We start from the raw sequence: 19,381 nt of genomic DNA, 5'->3' as shown, positions 1-19,381 counted from the left end.
CGGCAACGACGGGCTGCGAGGATGCGGGCATGGACTGGGCCGCGCACACCCACGAGGTGCGGCCCTGGCACCAGCGCACGCCCCGGGGGCCGCGGGAGGACCGACGGCTGCGGGAGATCGAGGTCGCGCTGCCGCCGTACGTCGCGGAGCTCGACCTGCCCATGGACCGCGCGCTGAGCGCCATGTCCAGCGCATGCGCCGGCGACCTGAGCCATCTCGACCTCGTGCACGGCCGAACCCTGCGCGCGCTCAACCACCTCCAACTGCGCACCGAGGCGGTGGACTCCTCGAAGATCGAGGACGTCGACGCCAGCCTGGCCGACTACGGCCGCGCACTGCTGGGAGTCGGGGCGAACGCCTCCGCGGTCTCCATGGCCTCGGCGACCGCCGCGCTCACCCGCATGATCCGGGACGCGGACACCACCCGATCGATCCGGCGGGAGGCCGTCGCGCGGGCGCACCACGACCTGTTCCGCCGTACGCCCTCGGAGGCGCATCGCGCCGGCCGGTTCCGGACGACGCAGAACTGGGTCGGCGGCAGCGACTGGTCCCCGCTCGGGGCACTGCACGTACCGCCGCCCCCGGACACCGTGCCGGGCTACCTCGACGACCTCTTCGCCTACGCCGACCGCGACGACGTGCCGCCGGTCGTCCAGGCGGCGGTCGTCCACGCCCAGTTCGAGTCGATCCACCCGTTCATCGACGGCAACGGCCGGATCGGGCGGGCTCTGATCCACGCGGTGCTGCGCCGGCGGCGGGCCACCCGTCACCTCACCGTGCCGATCGCGTCCGCCCTGGTGGCGCACCGCGAGCGGTACTTCGCGGCGCTCGCCGACTATCGCCGCGGCACAGCCGCCACGATGGTCGCGATGCTCGCCTCGGCCATCCGCATCGCGACGACCGAGTCCTGGGTGACGGCGACCCATCTGCACGAGATCCGCGCGGGTTGGGCGGTCGCGGTCGGCGGCTCACGGCCCGGCACCGCCCTGCACCGCGCCCTCGACCTGCTCACCGAGAACCCGATCGTCAACGCGGCGCTGGTGGCCGAGCACATCGAGGTCGCGGAGGAGGAGGCGGCGGCGCTGATCGACACGCTGACCGCCGCCGGCGTGCTGCGCCGGGCACCGCGCTCGCGCCGGGCGCCGGTGTGGCTGGCGGGCGCGGTCCTGGACGAGGTGGCCGACCTCGGCACGCGGATCCGGGCGTCGTCCCGGCAGCTGCGGGAGTCCTGAGCGGGGCAACAGGCCAGGCCCGCCCCGGGCGAGCCGGGACGGGCCTGCTGGTCGTACGACGGCGCTCAGTCGAGCGCGTAGCCCTCGCCGTGGAGGACCAGGTCGATGCCGGCGATCTCGTCCTCCTCCTTGGCCCGGAAGCCGATCGTCTTCTCGATCGCCGTGGCGAACACGAAGGTGACGACGAACGAGAACGCGATCACGGTGAGCGAGGAGAGCAACTGGGCCAGGAAGAGCTTGACCTCGCCCCCGAAGACCAGGCTGCCGCCGGTGAGCGCCTCGGCACCGAAGATGCCGACCCACAGGCAGCCGATGAAGCCGGCGACCAGGTGGATGCCCACCACGTCGAGCGTGTCGTCGAAGCCGAGCTTGAACTTCAGGTCGACCGCGAAGGCGCAGACGGCACCGGAGACCAGGCCGAGCACCATGGCCCAGACGGGCGTCAGGAACGCGCAGGCCGGGGTGATCGCGACCAGGCCGGTGACGATGCCGGACGCGGCGCCGACCGCGGTGGCCTTGCCGTCCTTGACCGCCTCCACGGCGATCCAGCCGAGCAGCGCCGCAGCCGGGGCGACCAGGGTGTTGAAGAAGATCAGCGAGGTCTGGCCCTCGTCGGCGCCGAACACGCCGGTGTTGAAGCCGTACCAGCCGAACCAGAGGATCGCGGCGCCGATGAGCACCAGCGGGACGTTGTGGGCGACGCTCTCCTCCTTGGAGAAGCCGATCTTGCGCTTGCCGAGGACCAGCGCGAGGGCGAGAGCGGCCGCACCTGCCGACTGGTGGATCACCGTGCCACCGGCCCAGTCCAGCGCACCCTGGCCGAGGCCCCAGACGTCGTTGGCGAGCCAGCCGTAGAACGTGCCCTCGGAGTCGACGCCCCAGATCCAGCGGAAGGTCGGGAACACGACGAAGGTCGTGAACAGCGCAGCGAAGAGCATCCACGGCCAGAACCGCGCGCGGTCGGCCACCGCACCTGAGACCAGCGCGACGGTGATGATGCAGAACGCCACGAGGAAGGCGTGGCCGCCGAAGGCGTTCGCCGCGTCACCGCCGCCGACGCCCGACATCAGGTCGGACATGCCGAAGTCCTGGAACGGATTGCCGAACAGCTTGCTGCCGCCGTCCGTGCCGTTGCCGGCGATCCCCGTGCCGCCGATCAGCACGTAGAGCAGCGTGACGACGGCGATCGAGCCGAAGCTCAGCATCATCATGGACACGACGGACTTCTGCTTGACCAGGCCGCCGTAGAAGAAGGCCAGACCAGGCGTCATGAACAGGACGAAGGCAGCACAGATGAGCTGCCACGCGAGTACGTCGGACATAAGCGAACCTCTGCTCTACTCGGGAATCCGTGGCGTGGGTCAGCAGCGTCGCTGTCCACGTCCGACCCAGAGCATCTCGGCGGGGCGTTTCGCCGGTGTCCGGATGAGATTTCCGGTGGGTTACAGGTGGCCCGGCTGTGTGTCGGCACGGTGACGCCGGGCGTCCTTGGTCAGCACGACGGCGCCCGGCGGTGCCGGGAGGTCCCGGCGCAGCCGGAACCCGGCCTTCTTGTACATGCGCTGGTTGCGGGCACTGGCCGCGCCCGTGAACAGGACGTACGACGCCACGCCGGCCGGCGCGACCGCCTGGATGTGCGCCAGCAGGACGCGACCCAGGCCGCTGCCCTGCAGGTCGGGAGCGACCATGATCCGGCCGATGTCCCAGACGTCTCCTGGCTCGCCGGTCGTACCGGGCTCGACCCGCCCGCGGACGGCGGCGACGAGCCGTCCGGCCCGCCGGACGACATAGGTGTCCCACTCCCCCAGCCAGGCGCGTACGTCGTCGAGCGACTCGTGCAGGGCGGGGATGTCGAGCATGTCGTTGGCGAGCGCCTCCTGGACCCAGCAGGCCCGCTGGAGGGTCAGCAGCTCGCCGGCGTCGCCGGGGGTGGCCCGGATGATCGGGGTGCCGTCGTCCAGCACCGACGGCGCCAGCAGGTCGGGGCGGCGCTCCGCGGTGCGTCGTACCGCCTGCTCGTGGCGCCAGGCCGCGACCCTGCCGTGGTCGCCGGAGCGCAGCACGGCGGGGACCTCGTGGCCGCGCCACGCGGGGGGCTTGGTGTAGACGGGGTACTCCAGCAGCCCGCTCGCGGCGTGCGACTCCTCGACCAGGGACGCGGCGTTGCCCATGAAGCCCGGCAACAGTCGGACGACGGCCTCGGTGATGGCCAACGCGGCCACCTCGCCGCCGTTGAGGACGTAGTCGCCGAGGCTGATCTCGCGGACCTCGGCGACCTCGCGGGCGTGGTCGATGACCCGCTGGTCGATGCCCTCGTAGCGGCCGCAGGCGAAGACGAGATGATCGCGGGTGGCGAGCTCCTCGGCGAGGCGCTGGTCGAACGGCTCGCCCGACGGGGTGGTGAAGACGACCGTGGTGCCCGGCGTGAGCAGCTCGTCGAGGGCCTCGCCCCACGGCTCGGGCTTCATGACCATCCCGGCGCCGCCGCCGTACGGGGTGTCGTCGACGGTGTGGTGCCGGTCGTGGGTCCAGCCGCGCAGGTCGTGGACGCCGAACGCGAGCAGGCCCTTGTCCGCGGCCTTGCCGGGCAGCGAGAGCTCGAGCGGCGCGAAGAAGTCGGGGAAGATCGAGACGTAGTCGAGCCTCACTCGTCGTCCGCCTCCTCGTCCGGGAACGGGCTGACCAGACCGGGGCGGTCGGCGATGACCACGCGGCCACCGGCGAGGTCGACCTCGGGCACCAGCGCGCTCACGAACGGCACCAGCGCCTCGCGCCGGTCGAGGGTCCTGATCCGGAGCAGGTCCTGGGCGCCGTGGGTGAGCCCGACGACCTCGCCGAGGTGGGTGCCGGCCACGTCGTACGCCGCGAGGCCGACCAGCTGGTGGTCGTAGAACTCCTCGGGGTCCTCCGGTGTCTCGTCGGCCGGTACGACGGCCCGCAGCACCGCACCGCGCGCCAACTCGGCAGCGGTGCGGTCGGGCAGCTCCGCGAAGCTCGCCAGCAGCACCCCCTGGTGCCAGCGGATCCGGCTCACGGTCAGGGTGCGCGCGGTGAACGCCGAGCCGCGGGGCGCCTCCACCTGGAGCACCGCCCCGACGGCGTACCGACGTTCGGGCTCGTCGGTGCGGACGTCGACGGTCACCTCGCCCCGGAGACCGTGCGGCTTACCGATCCGGCCGACCACGACCTCGATGCTCTCCACGCGTCCGAGATTAGGGGGTGGGGCCGGGAACGCCGAACGGGCGCCTCCCCGGAGGGAGACGCCCGTTCGAGCTGTCGTGCGTGGACTCAGCGACGGTCGGTGTCGACGAAGTCGATCCGGGTGCCGCTGTTGCCGGCGATCGCCGAGATCACGGTGCGGAAAGCGGTCGCCGTGCGGCCGCTCCGCCCGATCACCTTGCCGAGGTCGTCGGGGTGGACCCGGACCTCGAGCACGGAGCCGCGACGCAGCTGCTTGTCGCGCACGACCACGTCGTCGGGGTGGTCGACCACTCCGCGGACGAGGTGCTCCAGCGCGTCAGCCAGCATCGACTCAGGCCTCGGTCTCGGCAGCCGGAGCCTCGTCGGCCGGCGCCTCGGCCGGGGTCTCGGCGGCGGTCTCGGCAGCCGGAGCCTCCTCGACCTTGTCCGCCTTCTTCTCGGCCTTCTTCTTCGCGGTGGTCGCCGAAGCCTTGGGCTCGCTGGCGGCCTCCTTGAGGGCCTCGTTGAAGATCTCGAGCTTGTCGCGCTTGGGCTCCTTGACCTTCAGGGTGCCCTCGGCGCCGTCGATGCCCTTGAACTTCTGCCAGTCACCGGTGATCTCGAGGATGCGGGCGACGGCCTCGGAGGGCTGTGCGCCGACGCCGAGCCAGTACTGCGCCCGCTCGGAGACGACGTCGATGTACGACGGGTCCTCCTTGGGGTGGTACTTGCCGATCTCCTCGATCACCGCGCCGTCGCGCTTCTTGCGCGAGTCGACGATGACGATGCGGTACTGCGGAACCCGGACCTTGCCCAGGCGCTTCAGACGAATCTTGACGGCCACGTTTGTGGTGTCTCCTTGAGAACTGGTGGTGGGTGAGCCCGGGACCGCCAGGTGGGGAACACCGGGGCCCGGACTCGGACGGGTTCTGTCACCACCGGTTGAGAGGGACCGGAAGTCGCAGAACTCAGTCGGACAGTCTGCCACGTCGGGGCAGTCGGGCATAAATCAGGAGCCTCCTCCCGGCGACGCCGACGCATGATCCAGCCAGGAGATTCCGAAACCCGCTCGGCGGCGAGGAGGGGGGTGGGACGATGCTGCGATGTCACGCTCCCTGACTGGTTCGCGCTGGGGTTGGTCGAGCCTGTTTCTCAGCCTGCTCGCGGTCGCGGCACTCGCCGTGCCGGGCGTCGGCTATCTCACCGCCAGCCGAGCGGACGGACAGCCGCTCGGCGACTCGCCCCGACAGCTCCGCCTACCCGCCGACCGCACCTACGGCATCTACGTGACCGACGCCGACAACAGCGGATACTCCGTCGGCTGCGAGGCGAGCGACATCGACGGCCCGGTCGACTTCCGCAGACCATCGTGGTCGGTCTCCGGATCGGACATCGAGATGCTCGACCTCGTCTATGACACCGGAACCGGTCGGCTGACCATCTCCTGCTCCTCGGACGAGACGATCGAGACGCGACCTGTGCCGAACCACGTCGCGATGCTGATCGGGCTGCTGGTCGCCGGGACGCTCGGGTGCGTCGCGGTCGGGTGCGCGATCGCGTGGTTAGTGGCGCGCGGCGAGCGTCAGGCGACGACCTTGCCGCGCAGCACCACCCGGGACGGCTCGGCGAGCACGGACAGGTCCTCGACCGGGTTGCGCGGATAGACGACGAAGTCGGCCGGGTCGCCCTCGTCGAGCCCGGGGTTCCAGCCGAGCCAGGCCCGGCCGCGCCAGGAGGCGGCGGCGAGCACATACGCGTTGGGCAGGCCCATCGCGGCCATCGCCAGGATCTCCTCGTGGAGCACGCCGTGGCGCGACGAGCCACCCCCGTCACTGCCGACGTAGAGCGCCACGCCGGCGTCGTACGCGCTCATCAGGACCTCGCGGCGGGTGGCGTAGAGCGACTCCATCGTCGCGCTGTAGGCGGGGAACTTGTCGCGCCCGGTCTCGGCGAAGCCGGGGAACTTGCCGGTCTGCAGCACTGTCGGCACCAGCGCGACGCCGCCCGCCACCATCCGGTCCAGGTGCGCCGCGGTCAGCCCGGTGCCATGCTCGATGCAGTCGATGCCGGCGTCGAGGAGCGGGGAGAGCGAGTCGGCGCCGAAGCAGTGGGCGGTGACCTTGGCCCCCTGCGCGTGGGCGACCTGGATCGCCGCCGCGACGGCGTCGGCCGGGAACGACGGGGCGAGGTCGCCGTCGTCGCGGGAGATCCAGTCGCCGACGAGCTTCACCCAGCCGTCACCGTCGACGGCCTGCTCCGCGACCGCGTCCGCCAGCGCGTCGGGCTCGACCTCCTGGGCGTAGTTGCGGATGTAGCGCTTGGTCCGCGCCACGTGCCGCCCGCAGCGGATCAGCCGGGGCAGGTCCTCGCGCTCGTGCACCCACCGGGTGTCGGCCGGGGAGCCGCAGTCGCGGGTCAGCAGGACGCCGTTGTCGCGGTCGGCGATCGCGGTCCGCTCGATCTCCGCGTCGTCGACCGCTCCCCCGTCCTCGAGGCCGAGATGGTTGTGGGCGTCGACCAGGCCGGGCACGATCCACCCCTCGCCGGCGCCCTCGGCACCCGCCGGGCGCTCGTAGGTGATCCGCCCGTCAACGACGTACACCTCCCGCGCCTCGCCGTCGGGCAGGACCGGACCGGAGAACCTCAGCGCGCTCACGCGGGCGACGCTATCAACGCCGCCGAGACCGCCGGTGCCCCCTAACGAGGTCAGCGGCGTCAGAGGCGGGAGAGCAGCCAGGTCGGCGAGAGCGTCGTGGCACCGGCGCCGTGGACCCGGGCGTCCAGCGCCCGGTCGGCCGTCACCACCACGACCCGACCACCGCGCTCGGCCGCCTTGCGGGCCTCGGCGAGGATCGTGGTGTCGCCGTCCTTCGGGGCATGCACGGTGCGGACATGAGCATCCCGTCCCGCTCGGACGCCGCCCTTGGCCTGCCCCTCGAGCACCAGCACGACGACGTCGAACTCGACATCGGCGACGAGCAACTGCTCGTGGAGGCGCGCGGCCGCGCCGGCCCGGTCCTTCCACCAGCCGTCCGGGCGAGCGCCGACGACATTGGCGCCGTCGACGATGAGAATCGAACTCATCTCACCCCCTGGGATCGGCCCGCCATCGATTGGGCAGAGACTGCATGCCTGGACCCGGAAATCCTGCGGTTTGGTCCCCAACCGCAATACCGACAAGTCCAGTTGACTACTTGAGGAACTTGGAGAAGTCCTTCGGCAGCTGCAGGTTCTCGGCAGCCGCCTCGTAGTCGATGTCCTGGCCGATACCGAACGGGTTCGGCTTGGCCTCGTCGGCCTTCGCCTTCGCGGCAGCGGCATCCTGGGCCGCCTTGGCCGGGTTGCCGGAACGGCGGGCGCCCTTGCCCTTGGCCTGCTTCGCCTTCTGCTTGGCGCTGACCCGCTTGCCGCCGCCGGGGCCACCCGCGCCGGGCATCCCCGGCATGCCCGGCATCCCGGGCATCCCCCCGCCCCGCGCCATCTGCATCATCATCTTGCGCGCCTCGAAGAAGCGGTCGACGAGCTGGTTGACATCGGAGACGGTGCGGCCCGAGCCCTTGGCGATGCGGGCTCGGCGGGAGCCGTCGATGAGCTTGGGGTTGGCGCGCTCGGCGGGGGTCATCGAGCGGATGACCGCCTCGACCCGGTCGATCTCGCGGTCGTCGAAGTTCTCGAGCTGCTCGCGGATCTGGCCCATGCCGGGCAGCATCCCGAGGATCTTCTGCATCGAGCCGAGCTTCTTGAGCTGCTGCATCTGCGACAGGAAGTCGTCGAGCGTGAAGTCGCCGCCCGACAGCTTCTCGGCCGCCTTGAGCGCCTCCTCCTGGTCGAAGGCCTTCTCCGCCTGCTCGATCAGGGTGAGGACGTCGCCCATGTCGAGGATGCGCGAGGCCATCCGGTCGGGGTGGAAGACGTCGAAGTCGGTCATCTTCTCGCCGGAGGAGGCGAACATGACCGGCTTGCCGGTGACCTGGCGGATCGACAGCGCGGCGCCGCCGCGGGCGTCGCCGTCGAGCTTGGTGAGGACGACGCCGTCGTAGCCGACCCCGTCGAGGAAGGCCTGCGCGGTCACGAGCGCGTCCTGACCGATCATCGCGTCGACGACGAAGAGCACCTCGTCGGGCTGGACGGCGTCGCGGATGCCGGCGGCCTGGGCCATCATCTCGGCGTCGACGCCGAGGCGGCCGGCGGTGTCGACGATCACGACGTCGTGCAGCTTGCGCTTGGCCTCCTCGATGGAGGCCTTCGCGACGGAGACCGGGTCGCCGACTCCGTTGCCGGGCTCGGGCGCGTAGACCGGGACGCCGACCTTCTCGCCGTTGACCTGCAGCTGCTGGACGGCGTTGGGACGCTGGAGGTCGCACGCCACGAGCATCGGGGTCTTGCCCTGGTCCTTGAACCAGAGCGCGAGCTTGGCCGCGAGCGTGGTCTTGCCGGCACCCTGCAGGCCCGCCAGCATGACGACGGTCGGTCCCGACTTGGCGTAGCGCAGCCGCCGGGTCTCGCCGCCGAGGATCTCGACGAGCTCCTCGTTGACGATCTTGACGACCTGCTGGGCGGGGTTCAGCGCACCGCTGACCTCCTCGCCGCGGGCGCGCTCCTTGATCGCGGCGACGAACTCCTTGACGACCGGCAGAGCCACGTCCGCCTCGAGAAGGGCGATCCGGATCTCGCGGGCGGTCGCGTCGATGTCGGCCTCGGAGAGCCGTCCCTTGCCGCGCAGGTTCTTGAAGGTCGCGGTGAGGCGATCGGAAAGTGTGGCGAACAAGAGCGTTGCGTCCTCGTCGGAGTCGTCGGTGGAAGATCGAACACCGATCGTAGCCGCCGGTGCTCTGCCTATGCTGTCCGGATGACGACGATCGCGGTGTTCGCGGGCGCAGGACTCGCACTCCTGGTGCTCGTCGTGCTCGCCGGCCACCGCACCCTGCGCCAGGGCGCGCCGACCAGTGGCGGCATGGCCGACGGCCTGGGGAGCTTCATCGACGTCTTCGACCCGGCGCGGGCCCGGGCCGACCGCGACCTGAGGTCCCACGACAACCAGGGCACGGTGACGCCCGACCCGCACGACGACGACCGGCCCGTCCGCGTCGACCTGGCCAGCGGCGTGGTCAGGGTGCGGAGGACGCGCTGATCGCCTTCCGGACGGCGTGGGCGGCCTCGGCCGCCCGCGTCTCCGAAAGCGCCCCGGCCGCGACCTCCTGGACGTAGAACACGTCCACGGCCTGCGGCCCCAGCGTCGAGATGTGCGCCGAGCGCACGGTCATGTCGAGCGCTGCCAGTGCCGCGCTGACGACGTACACGACGCCGGGGCGGTCGGCGGCCCGGACCTCGATCACCGTCGCGTGATCACTCGCCTCCGGCCGTACGACGACCGCCGGGTCCAGTTCCCCGGCCACGTGCCGCACCGCCAGCCGAGCAGCCGGATCCACCCGGCGCGAGGTGATCGCGTCCAGCTGGTCGCCCAGGGCACGCGGGTCGAGGCCGGCCTCGGCGACGTCCCAGACCGAGACCGCGACGTCTCCCTGCGCCCACAGCCGGGCCGCACGTACCGCGACCCGGCGCAGCGCGAACACGGCGGCCACGTCGGCGAGCAGGCCGACCCGGTCGAGCGCCACGACGGTGACCCGTGAGCCGTCGGGGACCGGCGCATGTCGGTCGCTTCGCTCCCCACGGGCCTCACCCTCCACCACGATCGAGATCTCGCCGGCGACGACGCCGACCGGGATCGGGATCTCCTCGACGGTGAACGCCGGCGGCGCGCTCCCCTGCTCGAGCGCGGCTCGCGCCCGCCGGGACAGGTCGAGGACCAGGCCGGCCCGCCACGAGGACCATGCCTTGGGTGAGGCCGCCTTGGCGTCGGCCTCCGCCAGCGCGGTCAGCAGTGCCAGGGCCTCCAGGCTGCCGACGTGCTCGAGCAGGGCGTCGATCGTGGCGGGGTCGTCGGGGTCGCGGGTGGTGGCGATGTCCGCGAGGAGGAGGTGCCGACGCACCAGGAGGGCGATCAGGTCGCTCTCGTCCGCGGCGAACCCCATCCGCGTGGCGATACCACGGGCGAGCGGCTCGCCGGCGACGCTGTGCTCGGTCAGGTCCCCCTTCCCGATGTCGTGCAGCAGCGCGGCCACGACCAGGACGTCGGGCCGTGCCACGTCGCGGATCAGGGCGGACGCCTCGACACAGGTCTCCACGACGTGTCGGTCGACGGTGAAGCGGTGGATCGGCGAGGCGTGCGGCAGCAGCCGGATCCGCTCCCACTCGGGCAGGATCCGCACCAGGGCCCCGGTCTCCTCCAGGGTCTCCCACACCGGCAGCAGGCCGGGCCCGGCCGCGAGCAGCCGGACCAGCTGCCGGCGCGCCTCCTCGGGCCAGGGCTCGGGCAGCGGAGGACACTCCCGGACCAGCCGTGCCGCCGTCGGCGGGGCCAGCACGACATCTCGCTCCGCGGCCTCGGCGGCGGCCCGCAGCAGCAGCGTCGGGTCCTGGGCGGGCCGCGCGCCGCGGTCGAGGACGATCTCGCCGCGGGACATCGCGACGCCCGGGGCGACCCGCTCCAGCTCGGGCCGGCGCGGCCGGCCCGCCCGGGGCTGCCGCAGCACGTCGTCGGTACGGCGCCAGGCCAGCCGCGACAGGTGGGTCACCCGACGGCCGACCTCGCGCACGTAGCGCTGGGCCGCGACCTCGTCCGGCAGCCCGAGCCCCTCGGCGAGCGGTGCCCAGTGCTCGGGCGCGATCCGGTCGCTCGCGCGGCCGGCGGCCTCGTGGAGCAGGTCGCGCACGTCGAGGAGCTGCTGACGACAACGCTCCAGGTCGGCCGCGGGCACATCCACCAGCCAGGTGGCGGTGAGGCTCTTGAGCACGGTCGCGTCGCGCAGGCCGCCCTCGGCCTCCTTGACATCAGGCAGTGAGAGGTGCGCCAGCTCGCCGACGAGGCGGTGCCGGCCGCGGACCAGCTCGCGCAGCTCGGGCAGCCGCTGCCGAGCCTGGCGCCGCCAGTGGGCCAGCGTCGTCGTGCGCAGCCGCAGGGCGACGCTGTGGTCCCCCGCGACGTGGCGCACGTCGAGCAGGCCCGACGCCACCCGGACATCGCCCTCCGCGGCCGTGAGCATCTCCGGCAGGGTGCGGACGGCGTGATCGAGCCTCGCGCCGGAGTCCCACAACGGGTACCAGACCTGACCGGCCAGCGCGGTCCACCGCTCCTCGTCGACGCCCTCGTCGGCCACGAGGACCACGTCGAGGTCGGAGTACGGCGCCAGCTCGCCCCGTCCGTAGCCGCCGACCGCCACCAGGGCCACCCCCGCGTCGGGGCCCGCCGCGCCGGCGTACGCGCCGCGGCAGAGGGAGTCGGCGACCTCCGTCCGCCCAGCGCGGTCAGCAGCGGTCATGCTCGCCCGCCCCGTCGGCGCGGGGCGGGCCCGCTTGCCACGCACCAACCGAATTCGTCGTCATCTGACCGATCTGGGAACGAAATCGGTTGGTGCGCGGTCGACACTCAGAGCGCGGCCGCGTCCGTGTCGCCGGTGCGGACCCGCACCACCGACTCGACCGGGCTCACCCAGACCTTGCCGTCGCCGATCCGGCCGGTGTGGGCCGTCTTGGTGATGATGCCGACGGTGTCGGCCGCGTCGGCGTCGTCGACGACGATCTCGATCCGGATCTTCGGGACCAGCGCGATGTCGTACTCCGCGCCCCGGTAGACCTCGGTGTGGCCCTTCTGCCGGCCGTAGCCGCTGACCTCGCTGACCGTCATGCCGGTGACGCCGAACGCCTCGAGCGCCTCCCGGACGTCCTCCCATTTGTGCGGCTTGATGACCGCGGTGACCAGCTTCATGCGCTTACCTCCGAAGGGGTGGACGTGCTCAGGAGCGAGGTACGACGAGCGGCGCCGCCGGTGGTGAGATCGTAGGCCGCCTCGCCGTGCTCGGCGAAGTCGATCCCGTCGACCTCGTCCTCCTCCGGAAGGCGCAGTCCCACGACCGCCCTGACCAGCAGGGCGACGATCAACGTCGCGACGCCCGACCAGATCATCGCGAACAGCGCGACCGCGATCTGGACGACGAGCTGCTTCGCACCACCGCCGGTGAGCAGACCACCCTCGTCGGCGGCGAGGAAGCCGACGCCGATGGTGCCGACCAGGCCGCCGACGAGGTGGACGCCCACGACGTCGAGCGAGTCGTCGAACCCGAACCGGTACTTCAGGCCGACCGCCAGGGCGCAGACGCCACCGGCGACGAGTCCGAGCACGATCGCGCTCCAGGGCACCAGGTTGCCGCAGGCCGGGGTGATCGCGACCAGGCCGGCGACGACGCCGGACGCGGCGCCGAGGGAGGTCGCGTGGCCGTCGCGGAGCTTCTCCACGAGCAGCCAGCCCATCATCGCCGCGCAGGTGGCCAGCGTCGTGTTGAGCCAGACCAGTCCGGTCTCGGTCGTGTAGGCGTCGAGGTTGACGATCGAGCCGACGTTGAAGCCGAACCAGCCGAACCAGAGCAGGCCGGCGCCGATCATGGTCAGGGTCAGGTTGTGCGGCTTCATCGGCTCCTTGCCGAAGCCGAGCCGTCGGCCGAGCAGGAGCGCGAGGACCAGGCCCGCGACACCGGCGTTGATGTGGACCACGGTGCCGCCGGCGTAGTCGATCGGCGCGACGGCGGCACCGCCTTCCCCGGCGAAGAGCAGGTCGGCGAGGCCGTTCTCGACGCCGCTGAGGAAGCCGCCGCCCCACACCATGTGCGCGAGCGGGAAGTACGAGAGGGTCACCCAGATCGGCAGGAACACCAGCCACGCGGAGAACTTCATCCGGTCCGCCACCGCACCACTGATCAACGCGGCGGTGATCACCGCGAAGGTCAGCTGGAAGGCGACGAACACGTAGTTCGCGGGATCCGTGCTCTCGAGCCCGAACTGCGTGAACGGGTTGGAGAAGAGCTTGCCGATCTCCTTGCCCGTCGCGCCGTCAGCGGTGGCGAAGGTCGTGCTGTACGACATCGACCAACCCCACAGGGCGTACACGATGCCCACCACGCCGAGGGCGCTGAAGGACATCATCATCATGTTGAGCACCGACTTGGTCCGGCTCATGCCGCCGTAGAAGAGCGCGAGGCCCGGGGCGGTCATCAGCAGGACGAGCGAGGCCGACACCAGCATCCAGGTGTAGTAGCCGTTTTCCATGCCCGAACCATCGGCTGCGAACGTTTCGGAACGTGTCGTGGCGTGTTTCGGGCCGGTTACGTGCGAGGAGCGGCCGGGACGGGGCGGCGAGCGCCCACGGAGCCGGGCTGCCCGTCGTACCCGGCATTCGGGTCGCGTCCGTGCCCGAGACCCGACCCGAATGCCGGGTACGACGACGCGATCAGCCGAGGAGCGCGTCGACGAACGCCGCCGCGTCGAACGGCGCGAGGTCGTCGGGGCCCTCCCCCAGGCCGACCAGCTTGACGGGTACGCCGAGCTGGCGCTGCACGGCGATCACGATGCCGCCCTTGGCGGAGCCGTCGAGCTTGGTGAGCACGATGCCGGTCACGTCGACGACCTCGGAGAAGACCTTGGCCTGGATCAGGCCGTTCTGGCCGGTGGTCGCGTCGAGGACGAGCAGCACCTCGGTGACGGGCGACTGCTTCTCGATGACCCGCTTGACCTTGCCGAGCTCGTCCATCAGGCCCTGCTTGTTCTGCAGCCGACCGGCGGTGTCGACCACGACGGTGTCGACCCCGCGGTCGACGCCCTCCTTGACCGCGTCGAAGGCGACGCTGGCGGGGTCGCCGCCCTCGGGGCCGCGGACGACCTCGACGCCGACCCGCTCGCCCCACGTGGCGAGTTGCTCGGTCGCCGCGGCCCGGAAGGTGTCGGCGGCGGCGAGGAGCGCCGTACGGTCGTCGGCGACCAGGATCCGAGCCAGCTTGCCGACCGTGGTGGTCTTGCCGGTGCCGTTGACGCCGACGACCAGCACCACGCCCGGTGCGTCGCCCTCGCCGCTCACCTTGAGCGCACGGTCCATGGTGGGGTCGACGAGGTTGATCAGCTCCTCGCGCAGCACCGTGCGTACGTCGGCCGTCTGACCGCCCTCGACCCGCAGCCTCGCACGCAGCCGCTCCACGAGCTCCTGGGTGGGCGCGACACCGATGTCGGCGGCGAGGAGCAGGTCCTCGATGGCCTCCCACGTGTCCTCGTCCAGCTTCTCGCGGCTGAGCAGGCCGAGCAGACCCCGGCCCAGCGCGTTGGAGCCGGCGAGCCGCTGCCGGAGCCGGACCAGCCGCGAGGCCGGCTTCTCCGGGGTCTCCAGGCTCGGCGCGATCGGCTCGGCAGGGACCTCGACCGCGGGGGCCTCGGCGGTCGGCGCGCCGACCGCGTCGGCGGCGTCGGCGGCGTCATCGGTGGCCGGCGTCGCGGCCGGCGGGGCGATGACGTCGGTGGTCGAGTCGGGCGTGCTCGACCCGCGCCGGGTCCGGGTCCCGACGAGGCCGGCGATCGCGAGGACGCCGACGACGGCGATCCCGATGACGAGGTAGAGCCACTCCTGCATGCGCTCATCCCATCACGCCGCCCGGCGCCGGCCGCAACGGGTGCGGCGTGGCGCCCTGCGCGGCCACCCGCCATCGCGGGTGACGGGGCTCAGCGGAGGCGCTGCAGGTCCCGCTCGTCGTCCTCCAGGACCGGCGCGGCCTCGACGGCCCGGCCCATCGCGTCACCCAGCCACGGGACGACGGGCATCTTCTCGCCGCGGTGCGGATAAGCCACGTAGAGGGCCACGGCTGCCGAGACCACGAGGCTCAGCACGACCGCGAGGCCGACGAACAGCACTTCGACTCCTCCGAGTAGGGATCGCTCTGTGTCCCATCCTGCACCCCCGGTCCAAGGGAGCGGCCGCCTGCTCCCCGCCGGGCGCGGGAGGAGCGGCGGAGGTCACCCCAGCAGGGGCTCGACGGCCGCGCGGATGACGGCGGGGATCGGGGTCGAGGGGCGCGCCGGATCGGTGGCGTCGACGTACACGTGGACGAAGCGGCCCTCGGCGGACGCGAGCGCGCCCGCGCCGTCGGGGTCGCCCTGGAAGAGCCCGATCCGGTAGACGACCGACGACGTGCCGAGCCGCTCGACCGCGAGACCGAGGTCGATCGGGCGGGGATAGCCCATCTCGGCGAAGTAGCGACAGGACACCTCGGCGACCAGGCCGATCGCCGGGAGCCTGCGGATGTCGGTGCCGGTCGCCTCGTGCAGGTGGGCGTTGACCGCGGTGTCGATCAGGTCGAAGTAGCGGGCGTTGTTGAGGTGCCCGTAGACGTCGTCGTCGGACCAGCGGGTGGTGGCCGTCCGCCAGGCGAGGTACGACGACCGGTCGGGGCGGGTGCGGTCGGGGGTGCTCATGCCGACTCGTCGTCGCGCAGCCGCTGGCTGATCACCGCCGAGACCCCGTCGCCGCGCATCGTGACGCCGTAGAGCGCGTCGCCGACCTCCATGGTCCGCTTCTGGTGGGTGATCACGAGCAGCTGGGAGTTCTCGCGCAGCTCCTCGTAGATCTCCAGCAGCCGCCCGAGGTTGGTGTCGTCGAGGGCGGCCTCGACCTCGTCGAGGATGTAGAACGGCGAGGGCCGGGCCTTGAACAGCGCGACCAGGAAGGCGACCGCGACGAGTGACCGCTCACCACCCGAGAGCAGGGAGAGGCGCTTGACCTTCTTGCCGGGCGGGCGGGCCTCGACCTCGATGCCGGTCGTCAGCATGTCGGAGGGGTCGGTCAGGACCAGCCGGCCCTCGCCGCCCGGGAACAGCCGCGCGAAAGTCTGGTCGAAGGCCGCCGTGACGTCGGCGTACGCCTCGGTGAAGACCTGCTCGACCTTGACGTCGACGTCCTTGACGATGTCGAGGAGGTCCTTGCGGGTGGCCCGCAGGTCCTCGAGCTGCTCGGAGAGGAACTGGTGCCGCTCCTCCATCGCGGTGAACTCCTCGAGCGCCAGCGGGTTGACCCGGCCGAGCATGCCCAGGGCCTTCTCGGCGCTCCGCAGCCGCTTGGCCTGCTCCTCGCGGACATAGGGCACGGTCCGCGGCGCGGGCTCGACGTCACCGCTCTCGCCGGTAGCGCCGTCGCCGCCGTCACCGCCATCGACCCCATCGCCCGGGGCCTGGTCGGCGGGAGGCTCGAGGACGGGCACCGGCTGGTCGGGGCCGTAGTCGGCGACCAGCCCCGCGGGCTCGAGACCGAGCTCCTCGAGCGCCTTGGTCTCGATCTGCTCGATGCGCATCCGCTGCTGGGCGCGGGCCATCTCGTCACGGTGCACGGAGGAGACCAGCTCCTGGTGCTCCCGGTCGAGGTCGCGCAGTGCCTGCCGGACGGACATCAGCTCCTGCTCGCGGCCGCGGCGGGAGTCCTCGACGGACTGTCGGCGCCGGGTGGCCTCCTCGACGGACGTCTCGAGCCGGGCGAGCACGTAGCCCACCGCGGTGGCGACCGCCTGGCCGGCACGTCCCTCGGCGATCAGCCGGGCGCGGCGCTCGGCGGCGCGTGCCCGGGCCTGGCGCTCCGCCTCGGCCGCCTTGCGCATCTGGTCGACCCGGCCGTGGAGGGCACGGGCGCGCTCCTCGGAGGTCCGCAGGGCCAGCCGGGACTCCATCTCGGTCTGTCGAGCGGTCCGGGTCGCCTCCACCAGGCGCTCCTGCTCGGTGGTGTCCGGCTCCTCCTCGGTGTCCTCCTCGGCGCTCGCCAGCCGCTGCTCGAGCTCGGCGAGGCCGACCAGGGCCTGCTCGCGCGAGGTCTCGGCCTGGGCGATCGCCTCGGTCATCCGCTCGGCCTCGGCGCGGGCGGCGCGAGCCAGCGATCCGTGCTGGCCCAGCTCCTCGGCGACCGCCGCGAGAGTGGCGTCGGACTCGTGCAGCCGGGCGAGGGCGACGTCGGCACGCTGACGGGCCTCGTCGCGCTCGCTCTCGAGCCGGGCGAGGTCGAAGCCCAGCCGCTCGGACGACGCGACGGCCTCGGCCAGCGACTCCGTGGCCTCGTCGACGGCGGCCTGGATCTCGATCAGGCTCTGGGTGGCGTGGGAGCCGCCGGAGGCGAAGTGGGCGCCGAGCAGGTCGCCGTCGCGGGTGACCGCGACGACGTCGGCCAGGTCGGCGACGAGCGCACGGGCGGCCTCGAGGTCGTCGACGACCGCGATCTTGCGCAGCAGCCGGTTGAGGGAGGGCCGGACCTGGGCGGGGCACTCGACCACGTCGACGGCGTACGACGTGCCGGGGGGCAGCGCGGGCCACGCGGCCGTGGTCTCGGCCTCTCCCCCGCCGAGCAGCAGCCCGGCCCGGCCGAGGTCGTCGGCCTTGAGATGGTCGATGACGGCGACCGCGGTGGCGGCGTCCGTGACGGCGACGGCGTCGGCGGCGGCACCGAGCGCCGCGGCCACGGCGCCTTCGTAGCCGGCTCGCACGGCGACCAGGGCCGCGACGGAGCCGAGCAGGCCGGAGATCGTGTCGGAGGCGGCGAGCAGCGCGCCGGCGCCGTCCTTGCGGGCCAGGCCCAGCTCGAGGGCCTCCTTGCGGGCACTGAGGCCGGCCTTGTCACGGTCGGCCTGCTGGGCCTCGGCGCGGACCTTGGTGAGCCGCTCGTCGAGATCGTCGAGCGCGGCCACGGCCGCCTCGTGCTCGGCGTCGAGGCCCTCCTCGCCGGCGTCGAGCCCGGCGACCCTGGTCTCGAGGGCGGTGAAGTCACGCTGGGAGCGCTCGGCACGGGCCGTGGCGTCGGCGCGGGCGGCCTCGAGGCGGCCGATCTCCTCCTCCGCGGCGCTGGCCCGCGAGCGCAGCGTGTTGACCTGGCCGTGCAGGCGGGCCAGCCCCTCGCGACGGTCGGCCGCGGCGCGCAGCAGGCCGGCGACCCGGCGCTCCTCGGCGGCCGCGGCCTCCTCGGCGGCGCGGCGGGTGGCGACGGCGCGCTCGAGCGCGGTCTGCTGCTCGGCGACCTGCCCGGCGATCTGGGCCTCCTGGGCGGCCAGCCGCTCCGCCTCGGCCTCGATCTCGTCGGGGTCGCGACCGGAGCCGGCCGGGTCGCCGTCGGCCTCCGCCCCGGCGGCGTTGCGCACCCGCTCGGCGGCCAGGCTCTGGGTGCCCCGGAAGCGCTCACGCAGGGCGGTCAGCGAGGAGAGGGTCTCCTGGGCGGCGGAGAGCGCCGGCAGGTCCTCGCGCAGCGCGGCCTCCAGCGTCGCCTCCTGCTCGCGCGCGGTCGTGATGCCGCCCTCGACCTCCGCGCGCCGGGCGAGCAGCACGCTCTCGTCGGCGAGCTCCTGCTCCAACGAGGTCCGCGCGGTCACCAGGTCGTCGGCCAGCAGGCGCGCCTTGGCGTCGCGGACGTCGGCCTGGACCGTCGCCGCGCGCCGCGCCACCTCGGCCTGCCGGCCCAGCGGCTTGAGCTGGCGCCGGATCTCGCTGAGCAGGTCGTTGAGCCGGTTGAGGTTGCCCTCGGTGGAGTCGAGCTTGCGGAGCGCCTTCTCCTTGCGCTTGCGATGCTTGAGGACACCCGCGGCCTCCTCGATGAACCCGCGCCGGTCCTCCGGCGTCGCGTGCAGGATCTGGTCGAGCTGGCCCTGGCCGACGATGACGTGCATCTCACGGCCGATGCCGGAGTCGCTGAGCAGCTCCTGCACGTCGAGCAGCCGGCAGGTGGTGCCGTTGATGGCGTACTCGGAGCCGCCGGTGCGGAACATGGTCCGGCTGATGGTGACCTCGGAGTACTCGATCGGCAGCGCGCCGTCGGAGTTGTCGATGGTCAGCACCACCTCGGCGCGACCGAGCGGCGGCCGCCCGGACGTGCCGGCGAAGATGACGTCGTCCATCTTGCCGCCGCGCAGGCTCTTGGCGCTCGCCTCGCCCATGACCCACGCCAGGGCGTCGACGACATTGGACTTGCCGGAGCCGTTGGGACCGACGATGCAGGTGATGCCGGGCTCGAGCTGGAGGGTGGTCGCGGACGCGAAGGACTTGAACCCCTTGAGGGTCAGGCTCTTCAGATACAC

Annotated in this window: 18 protein-coding genes; 3 read left to right on the top strand and 15 right to left on the bottom strand. The window is 72.4% G+C overall.

The window, feature by feature from the left end:
- The first annotated feature begins 29 nt into the window (after positions 1-29).
- The gene (locus RB608_RS02310; RefSeq protein ID WP_308086159.1) at positions 30-1,232 is read left to right on the top strand and encodes a Fic family protein; all 1,203 of its coding nucleotides are present in this window, start codon (positions 30-32) and stop codon (positions 1,230-1,232) included.
- Between the two features lie 65 nt (positions 1,233-1,297).
- Here RB608_RS02310 and RB608_RS02305 read toward each other — a convergent pair whose 3' ends face one another.
- The 5 genes from RB608_RS02305 to rpsP form a co-directional block, all read right to left on the bottom strand.
- Positions 1,298-2,554, bottom strand: a complete 1,257-nt coding sequence (locus RB608_RS02305; protein WP_308086158.1) for an ammonium transporter — start codon at positions 2,552-2,554, stop codon at positions 1,298-1,300.
- Positions 2,555-2,674: 120 nt separating this feature from the next.
- The gene (trmD, locus tag RB608_RS02300; protein ID WP_308086157.1) at positions 2,675-3,880 is read right to left on the bottom strand and encodes a tRNA (guanosine(37)-N1)-methyltransferase TrmD; all 1,206 of its coding nucleotides are present in this window, start codon (positions 3,878-3,880) and stop codon (positions 2,675-2,677) included.
- Positions 3,877-4,434, bottom strand: a complete 558-nt coding sequence (gene rimM, locus RB608_RS02295; protein ID WP_308086156.1) for a ribosome maturation factor RimM — start codon at positions 4,432-4,434, stop codon at positions 3,877-3,879. The genes trmD and rimM overlap by 4 nt, the downstream gene beginning before the upstream one ends.
- An 86-nt stretch (positions 4,435-4,520) precedes the next feature.
- A complete protein-coding gene (locus RB608_RS02290) occupies positions 4,521-4,760 on the bottom strand; it encodes an RNA-binding protein (protein ID WP_308086155.1) in 240 nt (79 codons plus the stop codon).
- Between the two features lie 4 nt (positions 4,761-4,764).
- On the bottom strand, positions 4,765-5,256 hold the full coding sequence (rpsP, locus tag RB608_RS02285) for a 30S ribosomal protein S16 (RefSeq protein WP_308086154.1): 492 nt from the start codon (positions 5,254-5,256) through the stop codon (positions 4,765-4,767).
- Between the two features lie 259 nt (positions 5,257-5,515).
- Here rpsP and RB608_RS02280 point away from each other — a divergent pair, with 259 nt between their 5' ends.
- A complete protein-coding gene (locus RB608_RS02280; RefSeq protein ID WP_308086153.1) occupies positions 5,516-6,076 on the top strand; it encodes a hypothetical protein in 561 nt (186 codons plus the stop codon).
- On the opposite strand, the gene RB608_RS02275 is transcribed toward RB608_RS02280, so the two are convergent.
- From RB608_RS02275 to ffh, 3 genes are all read right to left on the bottom strand, one after another.
- Positions 5,995-7,068: an amidohydrolase family protein gene (locus tag RB608_RS02275; protein ID WP_308086152.1), complete on the bottom strand. Its 1,074-nt coding sequence runs from the start codon at positions 7,066-7,068 to the stop codon at positions 5,995-5,997. The genes RB608_RS02280 and RB608_RS02275 overlap by 82 nt on opposite strands.
- Before the next feature lie 59 nt (positions 7,069-7,127).
- Complete coding sequence (locus RB608_RS02270; RefSeq protein ID WP_308086151.1) at positions 7,128-7,496, bottom strand: NYN domain-containing protein; 369 nt, start codon at positions 7,494-7,496, stop codon at positions 7,128-7,130.
- A 106-nt stretch (positions 7,497-7,602) separates the two neighbouring features.
- On the bottom strand, positions 7,603-9,180 hold the full coding sequence (ffh, locus tag RB608_RS02265) for a signal recognition particle protein (RefSeq protein ID WP_308086150.1): 1,578 nt from the start codon (positions 9,178-9,180) through the stop codon (positions 7,603-7,605).
- A gap of 81 nt (positions 9,181-9,261) precedes the next feature.
- Here ffh and RB608_RS02260 point away from each other — a divergent pair, with 81 nt between their 5' ends.
- Entirely contained in the window at positions 9,262-9,543 is a 282-nt protein-coding gene (locus RB608_RS02260; protein WP_308086149.1) for a hypothetical protein, read from the top strand.
- Here the strand turns inward: RB608_RS02260 and RB608_RS02255 are convergent.
- From RB608_RS02255 to smc, 7 genes are all read right to left on the bottom strand, one after another.
- The gene (locus RB608_RS02255) at positions 9,521-11,791 is read right to left on the bottom strand and encodes a [protein-PII] uridylyltransferase (RefSeq protein ID WP_308086148.1); all 2,271 of its coding nucleotides are present in this window, start codon (positions 11,789-11,791) and stop codon (positions 9,521-9,523) included. The two genes, RB608_RS02260 and RB608_RS02255, sit on opposite strands and share 23 nt — an antisense overlap.
- A gap of 107 nt (positions 11,792-11,898) precedes the next feature.
- The gene (locus RB608_RS02250; RefSeq protein WP_308086147.1) at positions 11,899-12,237 is read right to left on the bottom strand and encodes a P-II family nitrogen regulator; all 339 of its coding nucleotides are present in this window, start codon (positions 12,235-12,237) and stop codon (positions 11,899-11,901) included.
- A complete protein-coding gene (locus RB608_RS02245) occupies positions 12,234-13,571 on the bottom strand; it encodes an ammonium transporter (RefSeq protein ID WP_308086146.1) in 1,338 nt (445 codons plus the stop codon). Before RB608_RS02245 ends, RB608_RS02250 begins: the two co-directional genes overlap by 4 nt.
- Before the next feature lie 181 nt (positions 13,572-13,752).
- Entirely contained in the window at positions 13,753-14,919 is a 1,167-nt protein-coding gene (ftsY, locus tag RB608_RS02240) for a signal recognition particle-docking protein FtsY (RefSeq protein ID WP_308086145.1), read from the bottom strand.
- An 89-nt stretch (positions 14,920-15,008) separates the two neighbouring features.
- Complete coding sequence (locus RB608_RS02235) at positions 15,009-15,197, bottom strand: hypothetical protein (RefSeq protein WP_308086144.1); 189 nt, start codon at positions 15,195-15,197, stop codon at positions 15,009-15,011.
- A gap of 102 nt (positions 15,198-15,299) precedes the next feature.
- Positions 15,300-15,758, bottom strand: coding sequence for an acyl-CoA thioesterase (locus RB608_RS02230; protein WP_308086143.1), 459 nt, complete (start codon positions 15,756-15,758; stop codon positions 15,300-15,302).
- Complete coding sequence (gene smc / locus RB608_RS02225) at positions 15,755-19,381, bottom strand: chromosome segregation protein SMC (RefSeq protein WP_308086142.1); 3,627 nt, start codon at positions 19,379-19,381, stop codon at positions 15,755-15,757. Before smc ends, RB608_RS02230 begins: the two co-directional genes overlap by 4 nt.

Origin of the sequence: Nocardioides sp. LHD-245, assembly GCF_030929495.1 — a bacterium.
In the GTDB taxonomy this organism is placed as follows: domain Bacteria; phylum Actinomycetota; class Actinomycetes; order Propionibacteriales; family Nocardioidaceae; genus Nocardioides.
This window is presented reverse-complemented; position numbering and strand designations above follow the sequence as displayed.

Coding starts and splice junctions, on each gene's coding strand:
- RB608_RS02310 (WP_308086159.1), top strand. CDS start 30: ATGGACTGGGCCGCGCACACCCACGAGGTGCGGCCCTGGCACCAGCGC.
- RB608_RS02305 (WP_308086158.1), bottom strand. CDS start 2,554: ATGTCCGACGTACTCGCGTGGCAGCTCATCTGTGCTGCCTTCGTCCTG.
- RB608_RS02290 (WP_308086155.1), bottom strand. CDS start 4,760: ATGCTGGCTGACGCGCTGGAGCACCTCGTCCGCGGAGTGGTCGACCAC.
- RB608_RS02280 (WP_308086153.1), top strand. CDS start 5,516: ATGTCACGCTCCCTGACTGGTTCGCGCTGGGGTTGGTCGAGCCTGTTT.
- RB608_RS02270 (WP_308086151.1), bottom strand. CDS start 7,496: ATGAGTTCGATTCTCATCGTCGACGGCGCCAATGTCGTCGGCGCTCGC.
- RB608_RS02260 (WP_308086149.1), top strand. CDS start 9,262: ATGACGACGATCGCGGTGTTCGCGGGCGCAGGACTCGCACTCCTGGTG.
- RB608_RS02255 (WP_308086148.1), bottom strand. CDS start 11,791: ATGACCGCTGCTGACCGCGCTGGGCGGACGGAGGTCGCCGACTCCCTC.
- RB608_RS02250 (WP_308086147.1), bottom strand. CDS start 12,237: ATGAAGCTGGTCACCGCGGTCATCAAGCCGCACAAATGGGAGGACGTC.
- RB608_RS02245 (WP_308086146.1), bottom strand. CDS start 13,571: ATGGAAAACGGCTACTACACCTGGATGCTGGTGTCGGCCTCGCTCGTC.
- ftsY (WP_308086145.1), bottom strand. CDS start 14,919: ATGCAGGAGTGGCTCTACCTCGTCATCGGGATCGCCGTCGTCGGCGTC.
- RB608_RS02230 (WP_308086143.1), bottom strand. CDS start 15,758: ATGAGCACCCCCGACCGCACCCGCCCCGACCGGTCGTCGTACCTCGCC.